Source organism: Arthrobacter gallicola (assembly GCF_014836775.1).
GTDB classification, from domain to species: Bacteria; Actinomycetota; Actinomycetes; order Actinomycetales; family Micrococcaceae; genus Arthrobacter_B; species Arthrobacter_B gallicola.
Map to the genome: position 1 here is coordinate 307,134 of NZ_JACSQD010000003.1, position 25,949 is coordinate 333,082.

24 protein-coding genes are annotated in these 25,949 nt (G+C 66.8%); 12 read left to right on the forward strand and 12 right to left on the reverse strand.

Annotation, left to right across the window (positions count from 1 at the left end):
* Positions 1–19 precede the first annotated feature (19 nt).
* From H9639_RS08625 to H9639_RS08635, 3 genes are read right to left on the reverse strand one after another with little or no spacing between them, the layout of a single operon-like run.
* On the reverse strand, positions 20–823 hold the full coding sequence (locus H9639_RS08625) for a class I SAM-dependent methyltransferase (protein WP_191807672.1): 804 nt from the start codon (positions 821–823) through the stop codon (positions 20–22).
* Positions 824–838: 15 nt separating this feature from the next.
* Complete coding sequence (locus tag H9639_RS08630) at positions 839–1,306, reverse strand: tRNA (cytidine(34)-2'-O)-methyltransferase (RefSeq protein ID WP_191807673.1); 468 nt, start codon at positions 1,304–1,306, stop codon at positions 839–841.
* Positions 1,307–1,329: 23 nt separating this feature from the next.
* Positions 1,330–2,289, reverse strand: a complete 960-nt coding sequence (locus H9639_RS08635) for a J domain-containing protein (protein WP_191807674.1) — start codon at positions 2,287–2,289, stop codon at positions 1,330–1,332.
* Between the two features lie 298 nt (positions 2,290–2,587).
* Between H9639_RS08635 and H9639_RS08640 the strand changes: the two genes are divergently transcribed.
* From H9639_RS08640 to H9639_RS08655, 4 genes are all read left to right on the forward strand, one after another.
* Positions 2,588–3,814: a cysteine desulfurase family protein gene (locus H9639_RS08640; protein WP_191807675.1), complete on the forward strand. Its 1,227-nt coding sequence runs from the start codon at positions 2,588–2,590 to the stop codon at positions 3,812–3,814.
* The gene (gene mnmA / locus H9639_RS08645) at positions 3,811–4,947 is read left to right on the forward strand and encodes a tRNA 2-thiouridine(34) synthase MnmA (RefSeq protein ID WP_191807676.1); all 1,137 of its coding nucleotides are present in this window, start codon (positions 3,811–3,813) and stop codon (positions 4,945–4,947) included. The genes H9639_RS08640 and mnmA overlap by 4 nt, the downstream gene beginning before the upstream one ends.
* Positions 4,948–5,030: 83 nt before the next feature.
* The gene (locus tag H9639_RS08650; RefSeq protein WP_191807677.1) at positions 5,031–5,408 is read left to right on the forward strand and encodes a chorismate mutase; all 378 of its coding nucleotides are present in this window, start codon (positions 5,031–5,033) and stop codon (positions 5,406–5,408) included.
* A complete protein-coding gene (locus tag H9639_RS08655) occupies positions 5,392–6,486 on the forward strand; it encodes a uroporphyrinogen decarboxylase/cobalamine-independent methonine synthase family protein (RefSeq protein ID WP_225219368.1) in 1,095 nt (364 codons plus the stop codon). Before H9639_RS08650 ends, H9639_RS08655 begins: the two co-directional genes overlap by 17 nt.
* Before the next feature lie 21 nt (positions 6,487–6,507).
* Here the strand turns inward: H9639_RS08655 and H9639_RS08660 are convergent, their stop codons facing one another.
* From H9639_RS08660 to H9639_RS08685, 6 genes are read right to left on the reverse strand one after another with little or no spacing between them, the layout of a single operon-like run.
* Positions 6,508–7,188 (reverse strand): DUF4166 domain-containing protein, encoded by a 681-nt coding sequence (locus tag H9639_RS08660; RefSeq protein ID WP_191807678.1) that lies wholly within the window; start codon positions 7,186–7,188, stop codon positions 6,508–6,510.
* Between the two features lie 17 nt (positions 7,189–7,205).
* Positions 7,206–8,498 carry a DUF58 domain-containing protein gene (locus H9639_RS08665; protein ID WP_191807679.1) on the reverse strand — a complete coding sequence of 431 codons (1,293 nt, stop codon included), beginning with the start codon at positions 8,496–8,498 and terminating at the stop codon, positions 7,206–7,208.
* Between the two features lie 12 nt (positions 8,499–8,510).
* Positions 8,511–9,524, reverse strand: a complete 1,014-nt coding sequence (locus tag H9639_RS08670; protein ID WP_191807680.1) for an AAA family ATPase — start codon at positions 9,522–9,524, stop codon at positions 8,511–8,513.
* Positions 9,521–10,828, reverse strand: a complete 1,308-nt coding sequence (locus H9639_RS08675; protein ID WP_191807681.1) for a DUF4350 domain-containing protein — start codon at positions 10,826–10,828, stop codon at positions 9,521–9,523. The genes H9639_RS08670 and H9639_RS08675 overlap by 4 nt, the downstream gene beginning before the upstream one ends.
* On the reverse strand, positions 10,825–11,511 hold the full coding sequence (locus H9639_RS08680; RefSeq protein ID WP_191807682.1) for a DUF4129 domain-containing protein: 687 nt from the start codon (positions 11,509–11,511) through the stop codon (positions 10,825–10,827). The genes H9639_RS08675 and H9639_RS08680 overlap by 4 nt, the downstream gene beginning before the upstream one ends.
* A 6-nt stretch (positions 11,512–11,517) precedes the next feature.
* Positions 11,518–12,843, reverse strand: coding sequence for a glycerophosphoryl diester phosphodiesterase membrane domain-containing protein (locus tag H9639_RS08685; RefSeq protein ID WP_191807683.1), 1,326 nt, complete (start codon positions 12,841–12,843; stop codon positions 11,518–11,520).
* A 348-nt stretch (positions 12,844–13,191) separates the two neighbouring features.
* Here H9639_RS08685 and mtrA point away from each other — a divergent pair, with 348 nt between their 5' ends.
* The 7 genes from mtrA to secA all read left to right on the forward strand — a co-directional run bounded on the left by mtrA (position 13,192) and on the right by secA (position 23,324).
* Positions 13,192–13,869: an MtrAB system response regulator MtrA gene (gene mtrA / locus H9639_RS08690; protein ID WP_191807684.1), complete on the forward strand. Its 678-nt coding sequence runs from the start codon at positions 13,192–13,194 to the stop codon at positions 13,867–13,869.
* Between the two features lie 85 nt (positions 13,870–13,954).
* The gene (gene mtrB, locus H9639_RS08695; RefSeq protein ID WP_318242032.1) at positions 13,955–15,610 is read left to right on the forward strand and encodes an MtrAB system histidine kinase MtrB; all 1,656 of its coding nucleotides are present in this window, start codon (positions 13,955–13,957) and stop codon (positions 15,608–15,610) included.
* Positions 15,603–17,327 carry an LpqB family beta-propeller domain-containing protein gene (locus H9639_RS08700; RefSeq protein WP_191807686.1) on the forward strand — a complete coding sequence of 575 codons (1,725 nt, stop codon included), beginning with the start codon at positions 15,603–15,605 and terminating at the stop codon, positions 17,325–17,327. The genes mtrB and H9639_RS08700 overlap by 8 nt, the downstream gene beginning before the upstream one ends.
* Before the next feature lie 155 nt (positions 17,328–17,482).
* Positions 17,483–18,304: a ComF family protein gene (locus tag H9639_RS08705; RefSeq protein WP_191807687.1), complete on the forward strand. Its 822-nt coding sequence runs from the start codon at positions 17,483–17,485 to the stop codon at positions 18,302–18,304.
* Positions 18,305–18,516: 212 nt separating this feature from the next.
* Positions 18,517–19,242 (forward strand): ribosome hibernation-promoting factor, HPF/YfiA family, encoded by a 726-nt coding sequence (hpf, locus tag H9639_RS08710; RefSeq protein ID WP_191807688.1) that lies wholly within the window; start codon positions 18,517–18,519, stop codon positions 19,240–19,242.
* 29 nt (positions 19,243–19,271) lie between these two features.
* A complete protein-coding gene (locus H9639_RS08715) occupies positions 19,272–20,480 on the forward strand; it encodes a winged helix-turn-helix domain-containing protein (protein WP_191807689.1) in 1,209 nt (402 codons plus the stop codon).
* A 90-nt stretch (positions 20,481–20,570) separates the two neighbouring features.
* Complete coding sequence (gene secA, locus H9639_RS08720; RefSeq protein ID WP_191807690.1) at positions 20,571–23,324, forward strand: preprotein translocase subunit SecA; 2,754 nt, start codon at positions 20,571–20,573, stop codon at positions 23,322–23,324.
* A 6-nt stretch (positions 23,325–23,330) separates the two neighbouring features.
* Here secA and H9639_RS16830 read toward each other — a convergent pair whose 3' ends face one another.
* A complete protein-coding gene (locus tag H9639_RS16830) occupies positions 23,331–23,891 on the reverse strand; it encodes an Rv3235 family protein (protein WP_318242033.1) in 561 nt (186 codons plus the stop codon).
* Between the two features lie 24 nt (positions 23,892–23,915).
* Positions 23,916–24,758, reverse strand: coding sequence for a LysM peptidoglycan-binding domain-containing protein (locus H9639_RS08730; protein ID WP_191807691.1), 843 nt, complete (start codon positions 24,756–24,758; stop codon positions 23,916–23,918).
* Positions 24,759–24,916: 158 nt separating this feature from the next.
* On the opposite strand from H9639_RS08730, the gene H9639_RS08735 reads away from it, so the two are divergent.
* Complete coding sequence (locus H9639_RS08735) at positions 24,917–25,468, forward strand: hypothetical protein (RefSeq protein ID WP_191807692.1); 552 nt, start codon at positions 24,917–24,919, stop codon at positions 25,466–25,468.
* A 53-nt stretch (positions 25,469–25,521) separates the two neighbouring features.
* Here the strand turns inward: H9639_RS08735 and H9639_RS08740 are convergent, their stop codons facing one another.
* Positions 25,522–25,770 (reverse strand): helix-turn-helix domain-containing protein, encoded by a 249-nt coding sequence (locus tag H9639_RS08740; RefSeq protein ID WP_191807693.1) that lies wholly within the window; start codon positions 25,768–25,770, stop codon positions 25,522–25,524.
* Positions 25,771–25,949 lie beyond the last annotated feature (179 nt).

The window sequence follows — 25,949 nt, forward strand, 5'->3', positions numbered from 1 at the left end:
ACCGCCCGCCGCCGGGGGGCTATGGTTTGAGCGCTGTCACGATCAGGGTATCCGCGTTGAGCGTGTACTCCGGGCCGAGCTCAGCCAGGAAGCCGTCCCGCACCCGCTGCGCGGCGGCCGGGTCCTGCGGCAGCAGCATCCGCAGCGCGCTGCCCATGACCAGGGACCACGCCAGCTCGGGATTCAGCTGGACCGGGACCGGGGTGTGCACGGCCTTCACCTGTTCCAGGCCGAGTCCCTCCAGCCACGCGGCGGCCTTCTCCGGGGTGTTGATGCGCAGCATGTTCTCCCGGGCCGCTGCAGTGGGGAGTTCGACTTCCCCGCCTTCGGCGGCGCAGTGCCGGAAGAGGAGGCCGGAGAAGTCTGTCAGCGAACCGTCGGCCCAGGTGCTGAGGGCAAGCCGGCCGCCTCTGTGAAGCAGGGAAACCAGGTGGCGGATGCCGGCATCCATGTCCGGCAGGAAAAAAACGGCATAGCCGCAGAGCACGGCGTCATAGTGTGCTTCGGGCCGCCACTGCAGGATGTCTGCCTGGTGGAGGGACACGTTTTCGAGGGAGAGCGTTTCGGCCTTCGAGCCCGCCACCGCGAGCAGGTCCGCGGAAATGTCCACGCCGTCAACGAGGGCGTCGGGCCCGGCGCTCTGCGCTGCCGGAATGGTGATCGCGCCGCCGCCGCAGCAGGCATCAAGGACGTTGTCCCCAACCCGGATGTCCGCGGCCGCCACCAGCGCGTTGCCCATGGGGTTCCACAGGGACGGAGCCAGCCGCTCGAAATCCGCGGCACCGGAATCAAAGGCGGGTGCTAGGGGGTGCTGCTCGGGCATGGAGTCTCCTTCGGCTTAAAGCTGGGCTCCGGCGAAGCCCTGCTGGCGCCAGGCTTCGTAGACGGCTATGGAGGCGGAATTCGCCAGGTTCAGTGAGCGCAGCGACGGCAGCATCGGCAGCCGTACCCTGGCGGTAACATGCGGGTCGTTCTTGACCTCCAGCGGCAGGCCGACGGATTCCTGGCCGAAGAGGAGCACGTCCCCGGGCCGGTAGGAGATATCCGTGTAGCTCGTTTCTCCGTCAGAGGTAAAGGCGAACACCCGGTCCGGGGAAAGCGCTTTCCACGCTGTATCGAGGTCAGGATGGACGTGCAGCACGGCAAGGTCGTGGTAATCCAGTCCGGCGCGGCGCAGCTTGGAGTCTTCAAGGTCGAAGCCCAGCGGCTCCACCAGGTGCAGTTCGGCGCCGGTTATTGCGGCAAGCCGAATGGCGTTGCCGGTGTTGCCCGGAATTTCAGGGGTATGGAAGAGGATGCGAAACACCTCTATATCCTATGCCTGCTCGTCTACTGCGCGGACGCATCTATCAGAGCGCCCAGGACCGGGAGCAGCACGGTGTTCGGGGCGGGTCCGGTACTGAAGAACCGGCGCAGGTCCCTGGCCAGGGTGCCGGGGTTCACGACGTCGATGGGGGCGGAAGCGGGCAGGCCCGGCGGCGAATCAATGATGGGTTCGAAGGGATTGCGGTTGGGGCTGTGCAGCACCAGCCAGCCGCAGACGTTGATTTCCGGAAACCTCTCCTGCAGGGTGCGCACGGCATCCGCGAGCCGGAGGGAGCCGACGGTGTGGCCGCGGTGCCGCAGGGTGGCGCCGTCCCAGTAGTAGCCGCCGGGGGAGGACATCAGGGAATCGATGACAGCCATCCGGTAGCCGCCGAGGAGGGCATGGCCGATGTCCAGGGTTCCGCCGCGCGGCCCGGAATCCGGAACCCGCAGACTGTTAACGAGCCGGCCGGCTGGGTAGTCGGGCAGCAGGGCATCGGACAGCAGAGCGATGGTGAGGTTTTCGGCGTCGAACCGTGAGCCGGCGGAGGACCCCAGCCGCTTGAACAGCCCGGGCCGTTCGGGTTCCCCCGTCACCTGGCGGCTCAGCTGGGCCAGCGGAATGATGGGCGGGTGCTGCGGGCTGAAATCGGGTTCAAAGACCGGCGGCCTGCCAAAATCAGGGTGCGCGGCCGGACGGCCGGAACCCGGTGCGCCTCCGGGAGGGGCAGTCCGCAGGGGCGAAGCGCCGGTGGGTGTTCCCGCCTTTCCCGCCCGGCCCAGCCGCAGGTCGTAGGCGGCACGCTGGTCCGGGTTGGACAGCACCTGATAGGCCTCGGACACCTGGTGGAAGCGCTCGCTGCTGCCCCCATGATCGGGGTGGGTTTCACGGGCGGCCCTGCGGTAGGCGGACCGGATTTCCTCGGCAGTGGCCGACGGCGGAACACCCAGGACCTCGTACAGCGTTTGGGCTGGGGGCGTCACTGCTGTTCCTTTCGGTAGCCTGCCGGGCACCGGTGTACCGAGGCGGCGCGGCGCGGCCTCCGCGGAACCCCTGACGGTGGAGAACCCGCAGGTGCCAGCCGGTTCCGCTGGCCGTGGAGAATAATTCTAGCCTCAGCGGACGCACCCGGAGGGTCTTCCGCGACGTGCAATGACCTGCAGGGACAGCAGCCCGACCGCGCGGGCCGCCCCCGCCCTGCCGGAACTCCAGGCGACGCCGGCGCGGGGTGTTGGGGGAGGGGAGGCGGACGCGCCGCCGCCCAGCCGCTAGAATTGATGAGTGCCCGTGTACCTTGACCACGCGGCGACCACGCCGATTTCGGCTTCGGCCCTCGCCGCACTCACCGCAGAACTGAGCCGCAGCGGCAACCCCTCCTCGCTGCACGGCTCCGGCAGGCGTGCCCGGATGGTGGTGGAGGATTCCCGCGAGACCCTCGCCGCCGCCCTCGGCTGCCATCCCTCCGAAGTGATCTTCACCTCCGGCGGCACCGAAGCGGACAACCTCGCGGTTAAGGGCCTGTACTGGAGCCGCCGCGACGCCGATCCGCGTCGCACCCGCATCCTCTGCTCACCCGTGGAGCATCATGCCGTGCTGGATACCGTGGAGTGGCTTGAAAAGCACGAAGGCGCCACCGCCGTCTGGCTCCCGGTTGACGCCGACGGCGTTGTGCCGCTGGATGCCGTGCGGAAGGAACTGGAGCAGCATGCTGACACCACCGCTCTGCTGACGGTGATGTGGGCGAACAACGAAGTCGGAACGCTGCAGGACATTGAAGCGCTGGTTCAGCTGGCGCACTCCTACGGTGTTCCTGTCCATTCCGACGCGGTGCAGGCGTTCGGCGCGGTCCCCGTGGACTTCCGTGAATCCGGGCTGGACACCATGGCGGTCAGCGGCCACAAGATCGGCGGCCCGGTCGGTGTTGGTGCCCTGGTGGTGGGCCGCTCCGTAAAGCTGACCCCCGTGCTGCACGGCGGTGGGCAGGAACGAGACATCCGCTCCGGGACCCTGGACAAGCCCGGCATTGCAGCGTTTGCCGCCGCCGCGCGTGAAGCCACCGAGAACCTCCCGGAGGAAAGCGCCCGCCTGCGTACGCTGCGCAACCACTTGATTGCCGCCGTCGAACGGGTGGTTCCGGACGCCGTCCTGCGTGGACCGCGCGACGACGAGGAGGGCACACGCCGCCTCCCCGGCAATGCGCACTTCACCTTCCCCGGCTGCGAGGGCGACTCCCTGCTGTTCCTCCTGGATCTGGCAGGCGTGGAGTCCTCCACCGGCTCGGCCTGCACCGCCGGTGTTCCCCGGCCCTCACACGTCCTGCTGGCCATGGGACTCACCGAAGCGGAAGCGCGCGGAGCCCAGCGGTTCAGCCTGGGGCATACATCCACGGCCGATGACGTTGACGCATTAATAGACGCCCTGCCCGAAGCCTATGAACGGGCCAAAAAGGCCGGTATGGCGGGCAGCGAAAGCAGCATCCGAACAGCAGGGACAGGTTTTTCTTCATGAAGGTTTTGGCAGCAATGAGCGGCGGAGTGGACTCCGCCGTGGCCGCAGCACGGGCAGTCGACGCCGGGCACGACGTCGTCGGGGTCCATTTGGCGCTGTCCCGGATGCCCGGGACACTGCGCACCGGCAGCCGGGGCTGCTGCACCATCGAGGATTCCCGCGATGCGTGGCGTGCCTGCGACATCCTGGGCATTCCGTACTACGTCTGGGACTTCTCAGAGCGTTTCAAGGAAGACGTGGTGGATGACTTCGTGGCGGAGTACGCCGCGGGCCGCACACCGAACCCGTGCATGCGCTGCAACGAACGGATCAAGTTCGCCGCGCTGCTGGAAAAGGCGCTGGCCCTGGGTTTCGACGCCGTGTGCACGGGCCACTACGCCAAGGTGATTACCGACGCCGATGGCAACCCGGAACTGCACCGCGCAGCTGACTGGGCCAAGGACCAGTCCTACGTGCTCGGCGTCCTGACCCACGAACAGCTCAAGCACGCCATGTTCCCGCTGGCGGATACCCCGTCCAAGGCCGAGGTCCGCGCCGAGGCGGAGCGCCGCGGGCTGTCCGTGGCCAACAAGCCGGACAGCCACGACATCTGCTTCATTCCCGACGGCGACACCCGCGGCTGGCTCGAAGAACGCATCGACATGTCCGAGGGCGAGATCGTTGACCCGTCGGGGGAGACGATCGGGACGCATCCCGGTGCCAACGCCTTTACCGTGGGCCAGCGCAAGGGCCTGAAGCTCGGACGCCCGGCGGCCGACGGCAAGCCCCGCTTCGTGCTGGAAATCCGGCCCAAGGAAAACAAGGTCATCGTCGGTCCGGAGAAGCTGCTGAACATCGACCAGATGCGCGGCATCAAGGTCTCCTGGGCCGGCCTGCCCATCCGCGAAGTGGAAACCGGCGAGGTCTTCGAATGCACCGCGCAGGTCCGGGCACACGGCGATCCCGTTCCGGCGACGGCCTGGATGGAGACGGCTGAGGGCGGTCACAGCGAATTGGTGGTCCGGCTCAACGAACCGATGCGCGGCGTCGCCCCCGGGCAGACCATGGTGATTTACCAAGGCACCCGCGTGCTGGGACAGGCGACCATCGACTCCGCCCGGTCACTGGAATGGGACCCCGCAGCGGTCTCCTAGCAGACTCCCTGAGGGTCCGGCGGGCCGGGACAGGAAGCGTAACCTGGAAATCTGCCCGGCCTGCAGGACCCTAAACTGGAGGCATGAGTGAATCACCCGCCGACGAATTCGACCCCAAGGCCAGTTCCCTCTCCGGGAAGGTAGCCGATGAGGTGATGGCCGAACTGCTGGCCATGCGCAGCAGCATCGACAACATCGATGCCACCCTGGTCTATCTGCTGGCGGAGCGTTTCAAGGCAACCCAGCGCGTGGGCCATCTGAAGGCGGAGCACCATCTGCCCCCGGCGGACCCGGGACGGGAAGTCGCCCAGATCGCCCGGCTGCGCCGGCTGGCCGAGGACGCACAGCTGGACCCGGCGTTCGCCGAGAAGTTCCTGAACTTCATCATCAGCGAGGTCATCCGGCACCACCAGGCAATTTCCGAGACCCGCAACGGCGGAAGCAATGCAGCGGGAGTCTGAGCCGGACACCGCGGCCGGCCCCGCCGGAGGGGATATTGGTCCGTCGGGGGTCACGGCCACCGGGCCCGGCAGCTGGCCGGGCAGCGACCCGGCCGAAGCTGCCAGGATTATCCGCGGAGAACTGGGGGATCCGCATCTGCCGTTCCTGGTGGAGCTGCCGCAGCGCGGCATCGGCGCCGACCCCGTGGGACGCACCGCCGGACTGCTCGTGGAGCTGCCGGTGGATCTGCAGCCCCACGGCTGGCGGCTGGTTGACCGTCCCGGCATGGATCACCGCCGGGCGGTGTCCCTGCTCTCACGCGACATCAATGCCCTGGCCGACGTCATTGGCGAGGAAGAAGACCCTGGGCGCAGACTGGCGATCTCGCTGCAGGGCCCTCTGTCGCTGGCTGCCGGCCTGCACCTGCACAACGGTGAGCGGGCCCTCTCAGATGCAGGTGCCCGCCGGGAGATCGCGGAATCGCTGGCTGCCGGAGCAGCGGCATTCGTGAACCGGGTCAAGGAGATAGCCCGGGGCGCAGCCATCGTGGTCCAGCTGGACGAACCCCACCTGGACAGGATCCTGGGCGGACAGATTCCCACCGCCAGCGGCTACCGGACCCTGCGTTCGGTCCCGGCACAGGAAGCGTCGCTGGTGTGGACCATGGTCCGGGAGGCGCTGGCGGCCGCCGGCGCGTCCGACGTCGTCCTCCGTCTCCCGACCGCAGGCCACGGGCAGCCGAAATCCGGGCTGGACCTGGCCTTGGGCGCCGGCACGGACGGGGTGGCCCTGCCGCTGCGCGGCCTGGGCGACCGGGACTGGGAGGGCATCGCGGAGGCCGTGGAAGCCGGGAAACAGGTCTGGCTCGGTGTGCTTCCGCTGCCCGCAGCCGGCGCGGAGCCACGCCAGGTTACCGCTTTGGTGGAGGACATTACCCGGCCATGGACCCGGATTGGGCTGCCGCTGCGGGACCTGCCGGCGCTGCATATTACTCCGGACGGTCCGTTGGCTGAGCTGGCACCGGCGTCGGCCCGCCGGGTGCTGGCGCGGCTGACTCAGGCTGCCTCAGCGCTGGACCAGCTGGCGGCGGAAGGATAGAGCACGCCCTGCCTCGGAACGCTAAAGCCGCCGCTCCCACTTTTGCGGCCGGACGTCCGGGGGCAGCCCGCCGTCGTAGTCCCGGTATTCGTAGGTAAAGCTCCCGTCGTAGACGAAGACTGTGCCGAGCTGCCGCTGCCGGACCAGAGTACGGATCCGGAACCGTTCGGTTTCCCCGTCCCACCACTGTTCGGCGTGGGCGTCAGCGCCGGCCAGAACCGGAACCGGTACGCGCAGGCGGCCCAGGAACAGGCGGGTGTGCGGGGAATGCATATGCAGCCGGCCGTCCCCGGACACCGAGAGCTCCAGATCGGTGGCAAGATTGCGGCGCTTACCCACGTAGTCGGTGAGCCCGGCCGGGGAGGTCAGGGACGTGGTGTCCTCGAAGATGCGCTCGGTGCGGTCGAACCGGAAGTTCCGGACGGCAGTCAGGGAGGACCGGCCGAAGGGGTCCAAATGCGCAAAATTCCGGATCGTGAAGGGAACATCGCGGCCGTAGTCAGGGAAGAACGCGTTTCGAACGGGGATGGCAGTGAGCGCCGGACGGAGCGACGGGCGCGGACATCCTGCCAGCTCGAAGGAACCTGTCCCGATGCCGTAGCGCCCCTGGTCCGGGGAGAGCGAAATATAGTCCTGCAGTTCAGGCTGCAGACGGCCGAAATCGGCGCCCAGAACCCGCTGGTAGAGGGACGCTTCAGTCATGGCTCCACCCTACGCCGCTAGAGCCTCCCGGAGGCCTTGAGCCGGATATACATGTCAGCAAGTTTCGGCGGCAGCTCATACGGTGTCTCATCCACAACTTCGGCCCCCATTGACTTCAGCTGTGCCGTGACAGCGGCGCGGTCCAGCAGAGCCCGTTCGGCCGCCGCCGCCCGGAAGACATCCGCGGCGGTGCCGCGTTCAGAGCGCAGTCCGTCCAGGGCAGGATCCCGCACCGAGGCAATCACCACAACGTGTCTGGCCAGCAGGGACGGCAGGACGGGCAGCAGCCCTTCCTCGACGGCGCCGGCATCCAACGAAGAGACCAGCACCACCAGGGAGCGGCGGGAGGAGACTGACTGAACGACGCCGGGAAGGAGGGAAAAATCCGCTTCGATCAATTCCGGCTCCAAAGGCGCCATGGCGCTGGCCAGGCGTGGAAGGAGGTTGCCTTTTGCCGCCGAAGCGACCCGGGCACGCACCCGCCGGTCAAAGGCGATGAAATCCACGCGGTCTCCGCCTCCGTGCGCCAGCATACCGAGCAGCAGGGCCGCTTCGATCCCGGTGTCGAGCCGCGGTTCGTCCAGAATGCGGGCTGCGGACGTCCGAGCAGTGTCCAGGCAGAGAATGACCCTGCGGTCCCGCTCCGGACGCCAGGTGCGTACCACCGTCTCCTGGCGCCGCGCCGTCGCACGCCAATCGATGGACCGGACATCATCGCCGCGGACGTAGTCCCGCAGGGAATCGAACTCCGTGCCGGCGCCGCGCAGCTGGACCGATGCGTTTCCGTCCAGTTCACGCAGTCTGCGCAGCTTGGCGGGCAGATGGCGCTTGGAGCGGAAGGGCGGCAGCACACGAAGCGAGCCCGGATAAGGGATGGTCCGCTGCCTGGCAGCCATGCCCAGCGGCCCGAAGGACCTGAGCGTGACATGGGCGGTGCGCAGTTCCCCGCGGCGTTCGGGCCGCAGCGTTCCTGCAGCAAGCCTGGCCTCACCCGGCGGGACAATGACTCGGCGCACGGGCCGGGCCTGGCCGGCCGACGGCTGCCACGCATCGCGCAGCAGCGCATGCAAAGTTCTGCCCGATCCGTTCCGGACCACGATCGGAGCGGGGATATCCTCTCCAAACCGGGCGCTCTCCGGCAGCTGCCGTTCCAGTCCGGCGCGCAGCGGCGGGGCAGCAAGGGCCAGGTCCAGGGCGACCGCCGCGGCGAGCAGCCCCAGCCACAGCAGGATTGTTTGGATCCCGGGGAAGAGAATCACCGCGGCTGCGCCCATCGCAGCGAGGATCACGAGGCGGCCTGAAACAGCCATGGGTGCCAGCGCCTACCGGGGGACCGGGACGGTGGCGAGGATGCTGCCCAGAACGTCATCCACGCTGACCCCGTCCATCTGTGCTTCCGGGCGGAGAGCCACCCGGTGGCGCAGTGCGGGGAGCGTCAGCGCCTTGACGTCATCCGGAGTGGTGAACGCCCGCCCGGACAGCCAGGCCCAGGCCCGCGAGGTGTTCAGCAGCGCCGTCGCACCGCGCGGGGAAACGCCGAGCTGGAAAGACGGCGCGGACCGGGTGGCGCGGACCAGGTCGACGATGTAGCCCAGAACCTCCGGGGACACCTCCACCCTTGCCACCGCGTCCCGGGCGTGCCGGAGATCGGCTTCGCCGGCCACGGGACGGACACCGGCGGCTGCCAGGTTTCGGGGGTCGAAGCCGCTGCCGTGCCGCCGGATGACTTCGATTTCATCCTCCCGCCCGGGAAGATCGAGGGTCATTTTGAGCAGGAACCGGTCAAGCTGGGCCTCCGGCAGCGGATAGGTCCCCTCATATTCCACCGGGTTCTGCGTTGCGGCGACAAGGAACGGATCCGGCAGCGGGCGGGAGACGCCGTCGACCGAGACCTGATGTTCCTCCATGGCTTCGAGAAGAGACGCCTGGGTTTTCGGCGGAGTGCGGTTAATTTCGTCGGCGAGCAGGATATTGGTGAAAACGGGTCCCTCACGGAAGCTGAACTCGGAGGTGCGGCCGTCATAGATCAGGGACCCGGTGACGTCGCCGGGCATCAGATCAGGGGTGAACTGGACGCGCTTGGTGTCCAGGGATAAGACAGCCGCCAGCGTCCGGACCAGCAGCGTTTTCGCCACCCCCGGAACCCCCTCCAGGAGAACATGACCCCGGGCCAGCAGGGCGATGATCAGGCCGGTCACAGCTGCGTCCTGGCCTACCACAGCCTTCGCAACCTCCTGCCGGACACTGTGCAGGGCACGGCGGGCGTTTTCATCCTGCTCGGTCACGGCGCCTCCGGCGTAAACGGCGCCGGAAGCGGCACTGTACTGCTGGGTCATGATTCGCTTATCTCTTCCTCTAGGTCCAGCAGTTCCTGTGACCAGATCACCAGGGCGCTGTCGGTTGTGGGCATGGATCGTTTGAGTAGGTTGTCCAGTTCGGCCGCGGACCGTCCGGTGGCGCGGGCAGCGGATTCCACCACTGCTCCGGCGCTGCTTCCGGGGCCAAGCCGCAGCCGCGCAGCCAGCCGGGTCAGGGTTGCCGCCCGCAGGTTCGCCGCCGCCCGGTCCAGTGCCCGGCTGTCCTGATAAAGCCGCGCCCTGCCGTCCGCCGTTTCAGAGGCCCGTACAACAATAGGCATCGGCTCCAGCGCCAGCGGCCCCATCCGGCGGCCGCGCCAGAAAGCAGCGAGCGCCGCCACCACCAATACCCAGGCCAGCAGGGGGTTTACCCACCCGGGAAGCAGCGAGAGCGGGTCGGCCGGTGCAGCGCTGGCCGGAATATCGGAGGCTGTCGGGAGGTACCAGACCAGGGTGCCGGTGCTGCCCAGCGTGTGCAGCGCCAGGGCAGCGTTCCCGCTGTCCGCGATGGTTTCATTGGCCAGCAGGCCGGTGTAGCCCAGCACTGTCTGGGTACCGTCCGGGGAACTGGCGTAGAGCCCGGCGGGCGGGCCTGCGCTGGTGACGGGGAAACAGGTCACCGGTCCGCGGTAGGCCAGCCCACCCGGCGTGACGCTGCCCGCCGCCTGGGCGGCAGTATCGGTGCAGCCGGCCGGGATGGCGGTGCCCCGGTCCAGGACGTCCTGCGGGATCAGGCCGGCGTGGGCTATCTCCGGCGCGAGCCGTGCGAGCTGCGTGAACGTCGGTTCGACCAGGACGGTCTTCGCCGCCGCCGTGCCGAGTTCAGTGAGCTGGCCGGAGCTCAGGTACTCATTGGGATCAAAGAGCAGGAGGGCCGCGCCGGGAGTCTGCAGCGCGGCCACGGCTGCAGCGTGGTCCTGCACCACAACGACGTCGACTCCGCGGTCCTGCAGGACCCGGGCGAGGGCCTGCGCGCCCTGCGGCGCAGAATTCCCGGCAGAGAGCGCGGCCCGGTCACCGCCGGATCCCCCGAACAGTCCCAGCACCACGGTGGCTGCAAGAACCGCCGCCAGAATGATCCAGAGCCGCCAGGTCCGCAGCTTACGGCGCAGACTGCCGGAGCCCGGTGCCGGTGCTTCGTCCCGCCCGAATCCTGCGGAACCCGGCTCTGTGGAACCGGGCAGTGCGGAACCGGGCTCTGTGGAACCGGGCTCTGTGGAACCGGGCAGCGGCAGCCCGGGGGAGGCTGGGTCAGAAGCAGTGGAACCGGGAACGGCGCTCATCGGGGCACCGCCAGGTACGGCTGCATCTGGCGGCTGGCCGGTCCGGGCTGGCTCTGCAGGAGCTGGGCATCGAGGCGCTGCGCCCGTCCGGCGTCCTGGGCATCTGCTTTTCCGTTTCCGTAACGGACCTCGTCGAAGCGGGCGGCCAGCCAGAGAATGTCGTCGGCTGCCGCCGGAAAGACGGAGCTGAGCTCCGAGCCGGCCTCGTAGGCGGTTCGGCCGGGGCGGCGGTCCAGGATGACCCGTTCCTCCGCCGTCCGGAGAACCGCGCGCAGACGCTCCGCAAGAGCAGTATCCCAATCCCCGTCAGCGGCAGCTCTGTCCGAGCGCAGGCGGTGGCTGGCGGCGTCCTGTTCGGGGACCGTGTCCTCGAACACTCCGGGCCGCCTGCGCCGTGCATTGAGGCGGGGCCTGATCACCAGGACGGCCACGGCAAGGACCAGCAGTGCACCGAGTCCCAGCAGAAGCACCCCGGCGGTGGGGCCTACCCCCTGAACACTGGCGAGAACATCGCCGAGCCATTCCATAATGGTGCCGAGCAGCTTTTCCACCAGCCCCGGCTGAGCCTCCTGATACTCACTCTGGGACAGCTCCGTTTCGAGCCAGCCGCGGGCCTCATCGGCGTCAGGTGTCACGGGCACCTCGAACCACACCGGCAGGCGGACAGGGAATAAAGCGATCATGGCGGCCTAGGCGGGACCGTTGGACGGGCTGCCGGGCCAGGGGGTCTGGGTGCCGCTGGCAGAACCAGGATCAGCGGTCCGGCCCGGAACGGTATCCGGGAGCCCGGTGCCTGCGAGTTCCTGATCCTTCATCAGGGCGACGTCAAAGCCCTCCCTGCGCATCCGCAGGTCGATGTACAGCAATGACGTGACAGTGGATTGGAACGCATAGCCGATGGCGCCGAAGAGCGTGGACACGGCAGTGGTCAGGACCAGCACCGGGACCAGCGCGGAGAAGTCTCCGGCAGCGGCTTCGGGGCTTCCGAAGGAAGCGAACATCGTGATGAGCATGGTGATTGGTGTGCTGATCACCGAGACGATGATCGAAACGATGAGGCTGGTGAGCAGCAGTATGCCGAAGGTGCGCCACCAGTTCCGGCGGGTAAGTGACCAGGAGCGGCCGATGGCCGCGAAAACGCCGCGGGGTTCCAGGACCAGCGCGGCGGGGGCCAGTGCGAGTTTCACGGACAGCCAGGCGAATACGGCGGTCACGCCCAGGACTCCGAGAACAGTCAGGAAGACACCGGAAGCGCCGAGTAATTCAATAACGAAGACGACGCTGAAGATGAAGGCGGTGATACCCACGGCGGATGCTGCCAGGAGCAGCAGTGACAGACCGGCCAGCCGGAGCAGTGATCCCCTGGCCAGGCGCCAGGTCTGCCCGAAGCCGGTCTTGAGGTTCAGGATCGCCCGGGCCACCGGAATGACCAGCAGGCCCTGCATGCCGAGAAGCCCGACGACGGACAGGATGGTCAGCGCGGTGCCCCCGGTCAGGGCTGTGGCGCCCAGCGAAAGCGCTTCAGCGTCGGTCAGCTCCGATTCAATGTCGAGGCTGGCAAGGGGGCCCAGCAGGGTCTGCCCAAAAATAACGGTCAGGACGGCGATGACGCCCTGGATGATGATCGCCGTGCCGAAGGTTGCAGCCGGGTTGCGCCGGCACGCCTGGAACGCACCGTCCAGAATTTCGCCAAGCCCCAGGGGGCGGAGGGGAATGACGCCGGGCTTGGGGGGAGCGGTGTACTGTCCGCCGCTGGGCCCCGGTCCATAGGGACCGGCCCCGTAGGCTGGCTGTGCCCAGCCCGGGGCGTCTCCTGCCGGGGGACCGTAGGGCGGCTGTCCCCACTGCGGCTGCTGTCCCCACTGGGGTTGCTGGCCCCACTGGGGCTGCTGCGGCGCACCCCAGGGAGAGGGGGGAATGGGAGGGTGCGCGGAGCCGGGGCGGGGAACTTTTTGGGATCCGGCGGCGCCGGCCGCGGCACCGGGATCCGGTTCGTTGTGATTATCCTGACTCATCCCGCAGCCCCCGCTTTTCGGTACAGCATCCAGTTTCTCCTAGTCCGACTATAGTTTCTGCGGCGGCTAACGGGGACCCGGCGGGCCGTGGCGAAAATATGCCCCTTGGGGTGATAGGGATAGCATGGGCTATTCCGGCGTACTGTGGCCCCTTTCAGTAAGGGACCCCGCAGCACGGTATTTTTATGTGCAGCATTTTTATGCGCAGCCGGCTGCTCACCCCGGAAACTGCCGGGGACAGCACGGCCGGATCGACGGAATCAGCAAGCCTGGCGCCAGGAACAACGCGCGGCAGCCGGGGGCGTGAAATGCCCATCCGAGGCGGGAAGTAGTGGGGAACTGGGAAGCATGAAGGCACGGATACTGGTCGTAGACGATGACGAAGCACTGGCCGAAATGATCGGCATTGTGCTCCGGAACGACGGTTTTGACCCCGTCTTCTGTGCTGATGGTGCCCAGGCCCTGGAGATCTTCCGCAGCTCGAAGCCCGATCTGGTGCTGCTGGACCTGATGCTGCCCGGCATGGACGGCATTGAAGTCTGCCGCCAGATCCGCGCGGAATCTGATCTGCCCATCGTGATGCTGACCGCCAAATCCGACACAGCCGACGTCGTCCGCGGACTGGAATCGGGCGCCGATGACTACGTCCCCAAACCGTTCAAACCGGCAGAGCTGGTCGCCCGGGTCCGTGCGCGCCTGCGGCCGGTGGATTCCAAGTCCCCCGAAACCCTCTCCATCGGCGAGGTGAGCATTGACGTGGCCGGGCACTCTGTTGCCCGCGGCAGCGAGCGCATTGCACTGACCCCGCTGGAATTCGATCTCCTCGTTGCCCTGGCGCGCAAGCCCTGGCAGGTGTTCACGCGGGAAATGCTGCTGGAGCAGGTCTGGGGCTACCGGCATGCAGCCGATACCCGTCTGGTCAACGTGCACGTGCAGCGGCTGCGTTCCAAGATCGAGCGTGATCCGGAAGCTCCCGAAATCGTCCTGACGGTCCGTGGTGTCGGTTACAAAGCCGGCCAGAACTAGTCCCGGTTCCGCTGCCGGTGCGCCGGCGGAACCGCGCAGCACAGCTGCACGGGGGATATGGGGCCGGGAACGGAGAATCCGTGCCGTGGCCGCTCTCCGGCGGGCGGCCGACGCCGTCAACCAGGCTACCCTGGCGCGGATCGCGGTCCGCTGGAGAAGGTCCCTCCAGTTCAAGACAGTACTGGCCACGCTGCTGCTGGTCATCGTTGCCTGCGGCGGCATCGGCGCGTTTCTTTCCCATCAGATTGCCGGCGCTCTGTATGAGGAACGCCTGACCCAGTTCCGTGCTGAAGCCACCTCCGGCCTGAGCAGCGTCAAGGAGAATTTCCGCACGACGGCGGCTACGGACCGTGAAGGCACCGAGCGGCTGGTCTCCAACACACTCTCACTGCTTGAGGGCCGCGGCGCGGAAACCCCGCGGCGGTACCTGCTCACCCCGCTGCCCGGGCAGGAAAACCTGTACGTGTCACCGCTGGGCGACGGTATTACCGCCAGCGGAATCCCGGCACCGCTCGCAGAGTCGGTCGCGGGGCTGGACCCGGAGGGGGAGGACGTTGTCTACTGGTCGGCCCTGGCGCTGGCCCACGGGGAACCAGGACTTGCCTTCGGCACCAAGGTCACCCTGCCCCCGGACCGCTCCGAATACGCGCTGTACCTGATCTATGACCTGTCCACCATGCAGCAGACCCTCAATGACATTCACGGGATCCTATGGATCGCCGGCGGACTGCTGCTGGTCATCATCGGCACCATCGCCTGGGTGGTGACCAAGGCCGGCGTGGGCGCCGTGAGCGCCGCCGCCTCGGTCTCCGAGAAGCTCGCGGCCGGTGAGCTGCAGGAACGGATGGAGGTCAAGGGTGAAGATGAAGTAGCCCGCCTGGCTGCCTCGTTCAACCATATGGCGGCCACGCTGCAGGACCAGATCACCCAGCTGGCCCAGCTCTCACGCATGCAGCAGGGTTTCGTTTCCGATGTTTCCCACGAACTGCGCACGCCCCTGACAACGGTCCGGATGGCAGCCGAGGTTCTTTACGATGCCCGTGACGGCTTCGACCCGATCAGCAAACGCTCCACCGAACTGCTCTACCACCAGGTGGAACGCTTCCAGGCGCTGCTCGCGGATCTGCTGGAGATCAGCCGGTTCGACGCCGGTGCCGCGGAGCCGGACCTGGAGGCAGCTGACATCCTGGGCATCGTGCGGGACGTGGTGGAGGCAACGGAGCCGCTGGCCCTGAACAACGGATCCGAGGTCCGGGTTGTCTGCCGTGAGGACAGGGTGGTTGTGGACGCCGACCCACGGCGGATTGAGCGGATCGTCCGGAACCTGGTGGTGAACGCGCTCGAACACGGCGAGGGCAAGCCGGTGGAAATCGCCGTCGCCACCAATGCCGACGCCGTCGGGGTGGCCGTGCGTGACTATGGCATTGGAATGACCGACGACGCCGCCGCCCGCGTTTTCGACCGGTTCTGGCGGGCCGACCCGGCACGCGCCCGGACCACCGGAGGAAGCGGGCTGGGGCTCGCGATTGCTGCCGAAGACACCCGGCTGCACGGCGGTTGGCTGGAAGCCTGGGGGAACCCGGGCGAAGGAGCCTGCTTCCGGCTCACCCTGCCGCGCTGGCACGGTGGAACGATCGCGGCCTCTCCCGTTCCGCTCTCGCCGCAGGACGTGCCGCTTCCGGCAGCCCCCCGCGCACTGTCCGCTCCACCCCGTGCTGTTCAGGAGGACACCCATGGCTAGGAAACCGGCAGCCCCCGGCGCAGTGCTCGCGTTCCTGCTCGCCGCCCTGGTGTTCCTGGGCGGGTGCTCCTCCATTCCCACCGTTGGCCCGGTGGGAACCGCCACCGCCAGCGCCGGCGGAAGCGCCCTGTCCAACCAGCTCAGCTACAGCCCGCCGGGACCGGCGGAGGATGCCGGTCCGCAGGAGATTATCGACGGCTTTATCACCGCCGGGGTGGGCGCAGGCGAAGATTACAGCGCCGCGCGCGAGTTCCTCACGGCTGAGCTGGCCTCCTCCTGGGTTCCCAGCGAGCGTGTGGTTATCTACGGAGCTGATCCGAACGTTGTTCCGCTGCCGGAACCCAACGCCTTCCAGATCCAGCTCGAGGTTGTGGCCTCGGTGAACGCCAAGGGGGTCCGGACCGAATCAGCTCCCGGCACCACCGAGACCATCCAGGTGCGGCTGACTCAAAACGCCGACGAGCAGTGGAGGATCAGCGGCATCCCCAACGGTGTGATGATCTCCGACGTTATGTTCCCGACAGTGTTCCAGGCCCACAATCTCTACTTCTACTCCAGCACGTACCGCTACTGGGTCCCGGACACCCGCTGGTTTGTGCAGCGCTCCGGCATGGCAGCCTCGGTGGTCAACGCGATGCTGGCCGGCCCGGCCCCCTACCTGCAGGGCGCCGTGACAAGTGCCTTCCCGGCGGAAACGTCCCTGGCGCGGGACGCCGTGCCCGTTGTGTCCGGCGTCGCCTCCGTTGATTTCTCCGCAGAGGTCCTGGAAGATTCCAGCGACCTGAGCCGGCAGCAGATGGCCCTCCAGCTGGAACAGAACCTCCGGCAGCTCAACAACGTGAACTCCGTTGAAATGACGGTCAACCAGCGGCCCGTTGATCTGGGACCGGAAAGCAGCGAGCTGATCCCGGTCCAGGACAATCCCTCCGTCGGCAACACCCAGGTGGCAGTCGCCGGCGACGGACTCACCTTCTTCCGGGACCGCCAGGCGCAGCCAATCGCGAACCTTCCCGACGTCTCGGAATATGACCCCCGGGAGCCCGCCGTCTCCGTTGATCTGGACACCATCGCGTTCCTCTCGGGTGACCGGAACACGCTGCTCGTGACAGGTCCGGACAAGGACGTGGCTCCGGTAGCGGCGGGCCGCGGCCTCAGCGGTCCCAGCATTGACCCGGAAGGCTGGATCTGGTCGGCCTCACATGGAGACGGCGGGGGACCAGGATCGAAGCTGCTCGCGGTGGGTCCGGATCTGCGTGCCTCCAACGGAGCCGGCCTCACACCCTCCTGGCTGGCTGACATGACCGTGCGGGATCTGCGGATCTCCAGGGACGGCGCCCGGGCACTTCTTGTGGTGGAACAGGGCGGCGCAAGCCGGGTCCTGATCTCCGGCGTCGTACGTGCTTCGGACGGGACGCCGCAGACGCTGACCACCCCCTTTGAACTCTGGACCACTGCACCCGTGACGACTGCCGTCTGGGTCGGCGAGACCGAAGTAGCGGCGCTTCAAAAGGGCCAGGATGACACGCTCACCCCGGTGATTTTGGATCTGGCCACGGAAAACCGTGTCCTGGCACCCTGGGAAGGGAGCTTTGGGCTCAGCGGCGGGGACGGAGCCGAGGACCTGTTCGTCCAGACCCCCGACGCAGTGTACAAAAAGCTTGGCAACGGGTGGATCAAGGAAATCGACGGGCTTCGGGATCCGGCGTTCCCCGGATAAGACTCAGCGGCGCCTCCCCGCTCCTGCCTGCGGCACGTCGCCTGCACTGTGACACCCCTCCTGCACAAGGTCGGGCCGGACGACGTGCGGCTGCCGTCATCCACCGGGGAGTGCTTTCCTCCGCCCCTGCGGAACCGGAGCATCGACACTGGGGCATGACCGTTTTTGAGCGTTTCGAGCGCTTCGAGCGCTGGCTCGCCCACCCGGGAGCCGTGGCGCTGCTGCAGGCGGGCAGAGAACTGCGGGCGGTGCTTTTGCCGGTATGCTGTGTGGTCTGCGGCCGGCCCGATGAGCCGCTGTGCCCGCCCTGTGCCGGAGAGCTGCGGCGAAGCACACTGCGCCCCTTCAACGCTGCGGCCGGAGCTGGACTCCTGCCCGCGCAGTGCGCTGACACCGACCCGGAAGAAGACTTCCACCCGCTGCCGGTAACCGCCTCCGGGTACTACCGGTCCGGTCTGGCCAGGGTGCTGCTCGCCTGCAAGAACCACGGGCACACGGGTCTTGCAGCAGTTCTGGCCCCGGCTTTGGCCCGGGCACTGCACGCCGTGCCCGGCAGCGGGTCCGGGCCACTCGTGCTCGTTCCGGTGCCCGGCAGCGCCCGGGCATGGCGCAGGAGGGGCTATGACCCGCTGCGGCTGATTCTGAGAACGGTGGATCACGGCGGACTGCTGCCCCGGGGCATGAGGATCGAATATCTGCTGGGTTACCGGCGCCTGCCGTTGGCAGCGCGCTGGGCTGCCAGGGGTCCCGGTGGGCAAAAGGGGCTGGGTGCCAGGGCGCGGCGGACCAACGTCCACGGCTCCATGAGCGCGGGTGGGCCGGGAAGCCTGCAGGGGGTCAGTGTGCTGGTTGCCGACGACGTCCTCACCACCGGAGCCACGATCGCCGAAGCCGTGCGGGCCCTGCGTGCAGCCGGAGCGGATGTAACCTGCGCCGTCGTCATAGCCGCCGCCCGTTCCCCGTCGCGCCGCGAATAAGGCGCATACGGCGGCTTCCGCAGCGCCCCGCCGGGAAGGACGGCAGGAGCACTTCCGCAGAGGGCACAGGACCGGAAGATGAATTAACCTCCGGTGTGATCTAACGTGTTGGATATGGACTGCTTCAAGCAAAGGAGCATTCCTGCGGCAGCGGCCGCGGAGGAAACTGGCAGCGGCCGTTGTTGTGTCACCGAAGAAAATTGGAGGGCACCATGGAATTCATGATCAGCGGACGCAATGTTGCAGTATCCGATCGGTTCCGTCAGTACGCCGCCGACAAGATCGGCAAGGTCGAAAACCTCGGAGATAAGGTGCAGCGGGTTGACGCCCGGGTCACCAAGCATCAGAACATCCGCGAAGCCGACAGCTCCCTCACCGTGGAATTGACGGTTATCGGCCGGGGACCGGTGGTCCGGGCCGAAGCCTCATCCGCGGATAAGTTTGCGGCTTTTGACCTCGCTTACGCCAAGCTTTTGCAGCGGCTGCGCCGCGCCAGTGACCGCCGGAAAGTGCACCACGGGCGGCACACCCCGGTTCCGGTCCAGGTCGCCACAGCCGGTCTCGACCCGGTCAGCAGCACAGAACCTCTTTCTGATCAGCTCGCCGTCAAGGAAAACGAACCAGTGGCCGGCAATGAAGCCGGGCAGGAGGAGCAGGCCGGGGATTGCCCGGTCCTGATCCGCCGCAAGGTTTTCCCCGGCGCTCCCATGAGCCTTGACGACGCCGTCGACAACATGGAGCTGGTAGGTCACGACTTCTACCTTTTCGTGGATTCCGCCACCGGCGCACCCTCGGTGGTTTACCGCCGCAAGGGCTGGACCTACGGCGTGATCACCCTGGACTCCAAGTGCGCTGAAGGCACTGAGGAGATCCGCGAAGAACTGCGCGGTTACCGGGACGGGACTCCCGACACCGGGGAAGTGCGGGCCACCGCCTGACCCTGGGCGGGCCTGCCTAGGATAGGGGCATGTCTCCCGCCCTAACCCCGGACCAGGCCCGCCGCACCGTCCTGGGTGCGCAGCAGCTGGCTGCGACGCGGCCCATCCGCCCTACTGCAGGGCAGGTGGGCCGCGTTTTTAATGCGCTGGCACTGCTTCAAATCGACTCCGTCAATGTGCTGGCGCGCAGCCACTACCTGCCGCATTTCTCGCGCCTGGGACCCTACGACCGGACCCTGCTGGAGCGCATGTCCTCGCGGCATCCGCGGCAGATGGTTGAGTACTGGGCACATGAAGCCAGCTATATCCGCCCCGAGCTGTTCGCTGACCTGCGGGTCTGGCAGCGCCGAACGTGGATGCGGGCCCGGGACATGCCCCAGGAGCTGCGTGAAAAAGTCTCTGCTGCCGTTCTGGACCTGCTTGAGCAGAAACATCCGCTCAGTGCCCGGCAGGTTGAGACGCTGCTGGGCCACGAGAGCGGTACGGCAGCAAAATCGTGGGGCTGGAACTGGAGCGCGGTAAAACGCGTGCTGGAAGATCTTTTCGAACAGGGAATCATCACCTCCGCCGGGCGGAGCGCCCAGTTCGAACGGCTGTACGCTCCCACCGGATCCATCCATCCGCTGGGAGCGCGGGCCTTGGACCAGCCGGACCGCACCGAGGCACTCCTCCGGCTGACCGAGACCGCCGCCCGGTCCCTCGGCGCCGCGACCGCGAATTCGCTCGCCGACTATTTCCGGCTGCCGGTGCGGGAGACCCTCACTGCCGCCAGGATCCTCACCTCCGAAGGCAGGCTCGAGGAAACGGAGGTCGCCGGATGGAAAGGCCCGGTTTTCCTGCACGCCGAGGCGCGCACGCCGCGCCATACCCGGGCGCGGGCCCTGCTGAGTCCCTTTGACTCGCTCGTTTTCGACCGGCGGCGCCTGCAGGAAATTTTCGGGATCGAGTACCGGATCGAAATCTATACACCGGCGCACAAGCGCCGGTACGGCTATTACGTGCTGCCCTTTCTGCTTGGCGACCGGATCGCGGCGCGCGTTGACTTGAAAGCGGACCGCGCCGCGGGAGTGCTGCTGGTCCAGTCTGCGCACCTTGAGCCGGAGGCACCGGGCAACACCGACGTTGAGCTTGCCGCGGAAATACAGCTGATGGCGCAGTGGCTGGGCCTCTCAGCGGTTATGGTAAGACCTGTGGGCAACCTTGCGCCCGCCCTTAAACTGGCAGTTAACCGTGATTAACCCGTGCCGGGAACCGAGGCGACCTGCCGGACGTCTCTCACGTAGACTGGGGACGCCAGAAAACGGCAACACTAGATTGGGAGCAAATCAGTGGCATCACTTCTCGAACGAGTTCTTCGCACCGGTGACAAGAAAACGCTGAAAACACTGCGTATCTACGCCGACGCGATCAACGTGCTCGAGGACGAGTTCAAGGCGATGAGCGACGCAGAACTGCGCGCCGAGACGGACAAGCTCAGGGAACGCCATGCGGGCGGCGAGTCCCTGGACGACCTGCTCCCTGAATCCTTCGCCCTCGTCCGTGAAGCCGCCGGACGCACCCTCGGCATGCGGCACTTCGATGTGCAGATGATGGGCGGAGCTGCCCTTCACCTGGGCAACATCGCCGAGATGAAGACCGGTGAAGGTAAAACCCTGGTCGCCACCGCACCGGCCTTCCTCAACGCCCTGACCGGCAGGGGCGTGCACGTCGTCACCGTCAACGACTACCTGGCCGAATACCAGTCGGACCTCATGGGCCGTGTCTTCCGCTTCCTCGGCATGACCACCGGCTGCATCCTGGCGAACCAGGACCCGGCGATCCGCCGCGAACAGTACGCAGCTGACATCACCTACGGCACCAACAACGAATTCGGCTTCGATTATCTGCGCGACAACATGGCCTGGAGCGCCAACGAGCTGGTCCAGCGCGGGCACAACTTCGCCATCGTGGATGAAGTCGACTCCATTCTCATCGACGAGGCCCGGACCCCGCTGATCATTTCCGGTGCTGCCAGCGGCGACGTGAACCGCTGGTACACGGAGTTCGCCAAGGTTGTTCAGCGCCTTTCCCTCGACACGGACTATGAGGTCGACGAGAAGAAGCGCACTGTCGGCGTTCTGGAAGCCGGAATCGAAAAAGTCGAAGACTACCTGGGCATCAACAACCTGTACGAGGCAGCAAACACACCGCTCATCGGCTTCCTGAACAACGCCATCAAGGCCAAGGAACTGTTCAAGCGGGACAAGGACTACGTCATCCTCAACGGCGAAGTGCTGATCGTGGATGAGCACACCGGACGCATCCTGGCCGGACGCCGCTACAACGAGGGCATGCACCAGGCCATCGAAGCCAAGGAAGGGGTGCAGATCAAGGCCGAAAACCAGACACTGGCGACGGTCACCCTGCAGAACTACTTCCGGTTGTACGAAAAACTCTCCGGCATGACCGGCACCGCCGAGACCGAGGCCGCCGAGTTCATGAGCACCTACAAGCTCGGGGTTGTGCCGATCCCCACCAACAAGCCGATGGCACGCCTGGACCAGCCCGACCTCATCTACAAAAATGAGGTCGCGAAGTTCGACGCCGTCGTCAAGGACATCGCAGAGCGGCACGCCTCCGGCCAGCCGGTGCTCGTAGGCACCACCAGTGTTGAGAAGAGCGAATACCTTTCCAAGCAGCTGGCCAAGGCCGGTATCCGGCACGAAGTGCTCAACGCCAAGAACCATGCCCGTGAAGCAGCGATCGTGGCGCAGGCCGGCCGCAAGGGCGCCGTCACCGTCGCCACGAACATGGCCGGCCGCGGCACCGACATCATGCTCGGCGGTAACGCCGAATTCAACGCCGTCGCCGAACTCAACAGCCGCGGACTGGATCCGGCGGAGAACCCCGAAGCGTACGAAGCCGCGTGGCCTGCCGCGCTGGAAAAGGCACAGGCCGCCGTCGCCGCCGAACACGACGAGGTCCGCGCGCTGGGCGGGCTCTATGTGCTGGGCACCGAACGCCACGAATCCCGCCGCATCGACAACCAGCTCCGCGGCCGTTCCGGCCGCCAGGGAGACCCGGGCGAGTCCCGCTTCTACCTGTCGCTGACAGATGACCTCATGCGCCTGTTCAACTCGGGTGCAGCGGAACGGATCATGAACAGCTCCTCCATGCCCGACGACGTCGCGCTGGAATCAAAGCTGGTGTCCAAGGCCATCCAGAACGCACAGGGACAGGTGGAAGGACGCAACGCTGAACAGCGCAAGAACGTCCTGAAGTACGACGACGTCCTGAACCGCCAGCGTGAAGCGATCTACGGTGACCGGCGCCGAATCCTGGAAGGCGACGACCTTCAGGAAAAGATCGGCTTCTTCCTCGAGGACGTCATCACGGCGATCGTCAACGACGCCACGGCCGAGGGCCACGGGGATGACTGGGATCTCGACACGCTCTGGAAGAACCTGAAGATTGTGTACCCGGTGGGGCTGACGATCGATGAAGTTATCGATGAAGCCGGCGGCCATTCGGATCTCACCCGGGATTTCCTGCTCAACGAAATCCTGTCCGATGCACGCCTGGCCTACCAGGCCCGGGAAGATGCCCTGGGGTCCGAGGCCATGCGCGAACTGGAACGCCGCGTTGTTCTCTCGGTGATTGGCCGCAAGTGGCAGGAACACCTGTACGAGATGGACTACCTCAAGGAGGGAATCGGCCTGCGCGCCATGGCGCAGCGGGACCCGCTCGTGGAGTACCAGCGCGAGGGCTTCGTGATGTTCCAGACGATGATGGAAGCCATCCGCGAAGAGAGCATCCGTTACCTCTTCAACGTCGAGGTGCAGGTCAGCCAGCCGGCTGTTCCGGAAGCCCTGCAAGGCGTCAAGGATGCGCGCGGCGTGATCGGTACACCGGTCATCAAGGCTGCAGGCCTGGACGAGCCGGAGCAGCCTGCCAGCCTGCAGTTCTCTGCCCCTAACAGTCAGGGGCAGGTCGAAACCCGGATCGAGCGCACGGCACCGGCTAAGAAGAGCGGGACAGCACCGGGTTCACAGTCCGCTTCGCGCAGGGACGCTAAGCCCGCGTCGAAGAAGAAGCGCAAATAGCTCCCGTCAGCCAATTTCCAGGACGGTGACCTTCCAGAGTCCGCGCCGCAGCTCCAGACGGAGCGCAACGGCGCGGACTCTGGCCGTTTCGGCGGCCGCTACCGATGCCTCATAAACGCCCTCTGAGACGGGGCATACCCGGACGTTCAGCACCCGGACGTTGCGGTGCAGCCGCAGGTCGCTGCGTCCGCGGACCAGGTTAGCCCGCAGCTGCAGCCGTTCGAACTCTTTGAGGTCGAGCCACCGCACCATCTGCTGCAGCGGACGGACGCCGGCCAGGACCTCAAGCGCACCGACGGTGACTGACCGTGCAATGGCTTCTATCCGTGCGTCGTCATCGGGAGAACTGCTCCAGTTGGCGCCGGCCGGAGGCGGGTCCGGGTGAAGTGGACGGACCTCAGCGGTGCGTTGCTGCGGGACCACTGGCGGAGCCTGTCCCGGAACGGTGCCGAACACAGGTGTCCGGGGTGGCGGAACGGGCAGCGGCTCCCCGCTGGCGCGGGCCAGACCTGCGGCTTCGCGGGTGGGAAGTTCTCCCGGCGTGGGAAGGATGATCACGGTTGTCACGGGCATATTCCTTTCCGGTTGGACCTACTCCGAGGGCAGGGGCGGGGCCAGGAGGATCTGGCCGGGCAGCAGCACGTCCGGGTCCGGGCCGACCACCAGCCGGTTCAGCTCATACCACCGGGGCCAGAGCTCGGCGATTTCGGCGGCAGTCGCAAGCGGGCCCAGCTGTGCGGCTGCCAAATCCCACAGCGTGTCACCGGCCATGACGGTGACCCGTTCCGCGGAGGGAGTGTCTGCCCGCAGTCCGGGCGGGACGAGCAGGGAAGGCGGCACCGGATCAGGCGCAGGTTTCCAGGCCGGGTCCACCGCTGCGGAGGCATCAGGGCGGTCGGCGGATTCCAGCTGCCACCCAGGGTCCACCGTTCGTCCCGGCTCGCCATGCCCCGCGGTGACGCCGCGGGCACCGCCCGGCTCCCGGCCTTCGGTTCGGCTGTGGCCAGAGAGCTGCGCTGCAGATAAAACGCTCGCCGACGCGGGCGTGGTTGCGGCGTCCCCCGCCCGCATCGAAGCCAGAGCTGCGGGTACCGGAACAGCCATCAGCTGGACTCCGAGGGAAGCGGCAGCAAGACGGCGCAGAAAGCCGGGGCTGAACCGGCCGAACACGCCGGCAGCGCGGACCCGGCCCAGCCGTGCGAGGATCGCAGACATCAAGGCGGCAGCGAGTCCCAGGCTCCACCACCCCAGCACAAGCAGACCTGCCGCAGAGGCCGCCAAACCTGCAGCATCCTGCAGATCGGCCAGCGACCGGAGGGGCTGCCCGCCAGCAGGCAGCCCGCCGGCGTTCAGCCGGATGCCCGACCAGAGCAGGAAAAGGCCAGCCACTGCCGAAACAATCGCCTGGAACATGTCTTCAAGATGCCTTCTCACCGCGGCGCCTCCTTTCGCTTCTGTTTGGCTCGATTTGATCCAGTTTGATGCTGTTTGATCTGGTTTGACCCGGGTTGGTTCCGATTGATGTCTTTTCCTACACACGGATTTACCGCCTGTCCAGAGTGGGCGGGGAAAACCTGCGTTAGCCTTTCCCGATGAGATGGGAAGCGTTGTTTGCGGATCTGGAGGCGCAGCTTGCAGCTGCCGGGCACTCCGCCCGGGAATCTGAAATCGCAGACCGGCAGCGCGGCGAATCTGCTGCCATCGAATTAGCGGACCGGCTGCGCGGCCAGATCGGCCGGACGCTGAAGGTGCACGTGGATGCACCGTGCGGCGCGCTGAGGGGTGTGCTGGCCCAGCTGGGCTCGGGCTGGCTTCTGGTTCGAGCCGATGCCGGCACACATGTGGTGCCGGTGGACGCCATCCGGATGGTGGAGGGCATGGACCGGTTCACTGTTCCCGAGACGGGGGCAGTGCGGCTGGGACTGCAGGCGGCACTGAGGGGTTTGGCCAGGGACCGGTACCCCGTTCACCTCCAGCTGCGCGGCGGGCTCTCCGCCGCCGTGCACGGCAGCATCGACCGGGTGGGTAGAGATTTTCTCGAGCTCGCGGTCCTCGAAGCCGGGCTTGCCCGCAGGCGCGGGAACGTGGCCTCAGCTGCGGTGGTTCCGCTGCGGGAGATCGCCGTCGTCAGTTCGCTTCGCTGACCGGGTCAGCGCCCGGTGCTGCGCCGGAGCGGGGCCTGCGGGGGAGGCCAGTACTAGGCGTCTGCCGCTTTCTCCCAGGGCATTGTGGAATCCATGGGCATCGCGGACCTGGCAGCTGCGGCTTTGCGGTACGCGCCGGCAATGTACTCCTCCAGCTTGGCTGACTCCACCCGCCATTGTCCTCTTCCGCCAACCTGGATTGCCGGCAGTTCCCCCGACCGGACCAGTGCATACGTCTGGGACGAGGAAATGTTCAGGACCTCGCCAACATCGGCGAGGGTGAGGAACCGCTTCTCATTCATCGTGCCCACCATCGAACCCTTTCCAGCAATCAGCCGCTGCTGCCCTAGTCTGCCACCGCAGAACCAGCCCGGCGCACGTTATCCACATTTTGGGACCATCACCCGTTCCCATCCTGCACGTTCCACGTCACAATGGCGTCCAACACTCCGCGGGGAATCCAACGGGAGCACAAACAGGG

Excerpts from the sequence above, each read along its gene's own strand:
- hpf (WP_191807688.1), top strand. The coding sequence starts at position 18,517 with ATGGAATTCATGATCAGCGGACGCAATGTTGCAGTATCCGATCGGTTC.
- H9639_RS08660 (WP_191807678.1), bottom strand. The coding sequence starts at position 7,188 with ATGACTGAAGCGTCCCTCTACCAGCGGGTTCTGGGCGCCGATTTCGGC.
- H9639_RS08740 (WP_191807693.1), bottom strand. The coding sequence starts at position 25,770 with ATGAATGAGAAGCGGTTCCTCACCCTCGCCGATGTTGGCGAGGTCCTG.
- H9639_RS08650 (WP_191807677.1), top strand. The coding sequence starts at position 5,031 with ATGAGTGAATCACCCGCCGACGAATTCGACCCCAAGGCCAGTTCCCTC.
- H9639_RS08700 (WP_191807686.1), top strand. The coding sequence starts at position 15,603 with ATGGCTAGGAAACCGGCAGCCCCCGGCGCAGTGCTCGCGTTCCTGCTC.
- H9639_RS08665 (WP_191807679.1), bottom strand. The coding sequence starts at position 8,498 with ATGGCTGTTTCAGGCCGCCTCGTGATCCTCGCTGCGATGGGCGCAGCC.
- mtrA (WP_191807684.1), top strand. The coding sequence starts at position 13,192 with ATGAAGGCACGGATACTGGTCGTAGACGATGACGAAGCACTGGCCGAA.
- H9639_RS08735 (WP_191807692.1), top strand. The coding sequence starts at position 24,917 with ATGAGATGGGAAGCGTTGTTTGCGGATCTGGAGGCGCAGCTTGCAGCT.
- H9639_RS08680 (WP_191807682.1), bottom strand. The coding sequence starts at position 11,511 with ATGATCGCTTTATTCCCTGTCCGCCTGCCGGTGTGGTTCGAGGTGCCC.
- H9639_RS08705 (WP_191807687.1), top strand. The coding sequence starts at position 17,483 with ATGACCGTTTTTGAGCGTTTCGAGCGCTTCGAGCGCTGGCTCGCCCAC.
- mnmA (WP_191807676.1), top strand. The coding sequence starts at position 3,811 with ATGAAGGTTTTGGCAGCAATGAGCGGCGGAGTGGACTCCGCCGTGGCC.
- H9639_RS08715 (WP_191807689.1), top strand. The coding sequence starts at position 19,272 with ATGTCTCCCGCCCTAACCCCGGACCAGGCCCGCCGCACCGTCCTGGGT.
- H9639_RS08685 (WP_191807683.1), bottom strand. The coding sequence starts at position 12,843 with ATGAGTCAGGATAATCACAACGAACCGGATCCCGGTGCCGCGGCCGGC.
- H9639_RS08655 (WP_225219368.1), top strand. The coding sequence starts at position 5,392 with ATGCAGCGGGAGTCTGAGCCGGACACCGCGGCCGGCCCCGCCGGAGGG.
- H9639_RS08625 (WP_191807672.1), bottom strand. The coding sequence starts at position 823 with ATGCCCGAGCAGCACCCCCTAGCACCCGCCTTTGATTCCGGTGCCGCG.
- H9639_RS08675 (WP_191807681.1), bottom strand. The coding sequence starts at position 10,828 with ATGAGCGCCGTTCCCGGTTCCACTGCTTCTGACCCAGCCTCCCCCGGG.
- H9639_RS08670 (WP_191807680.1), bottom strand. The coding sequence starts at position 9,524 with ATGACCCAGCAGTACAGTGCCGCTTCCGGCGCCGTTTACGCCGGAGGC.